We start from the raw sequence: 623 nt of genomic DNA, 5'->3' as shown, positions 1-623 counted from the left end.
GCTCAGTTTCATGTCTTGTTCAAATGCAGATGACGTTTCACTTAGCGTATTGGCGTTTTCTTTTACGCTATTGACCAGTTCGCTTAATGTATCCATCGACTTATCTAGTGCGCAGCCAATGGTGCCAAACTCGTCACGGCCAGGGTGAAAGCCCAATCGAGAAGTTAAGTCACCGTCACCAATTTTCTCTGTTGTGGTGTATAGCACCCACAAAGCACCTCCGATGAATGTCGCTACCCAATAGCAAAATACTGCAAACGGTAAAACCCATAGAAAACTAAGAAGGAAAGAGGTAAGGGCGTCGGAGCGCAGGGCGTTGTATTGATTGCCAGCGTGCTCGGTCAATCGAACAAGCTCACCCGCAGAGGTTGTGCCATAAACCGTGGTAACACCATCTGCAAACAAGCTTTTTTGTTGATGGTTGGCTTTTGAGATACCAGTAATTTGATAGATATCTGTGGGATTAGCTTCGATGATGCCATCTAGTTTTGCTTGCACGTTGGCGATAGATTGTTGCTCGAACTGATGCAAATCATTTAGGTATCGGCTTCCTGCTACCGAAGTGAGTGCCACCAGAAATAGGAGGAAAATAACCCACATTTTGTCGTTGATAGACATCTTAA

The 623-nt window shown here is 45.1% G+C and carries 1 protein-coding gene; it reads right to left on the bottom strand.

Features of this window, described 5'->3' with window-relative positions; translation table 11 throughout:
• The coding region (locus R7190_RS28570; protein WP_318138021.1) for a methyl-accepting chemotaxis protein at positions 1-623 on the bottom strand (623 nt) is incomplete at both ends.

This window comes from Vibrio sp. 1078-1, assembly GCF_033340475.1.
Note: the sequence above shows the minus strand (reverse complement) of the source record. Positions and strands in the feature narration are given on the sequence as shown.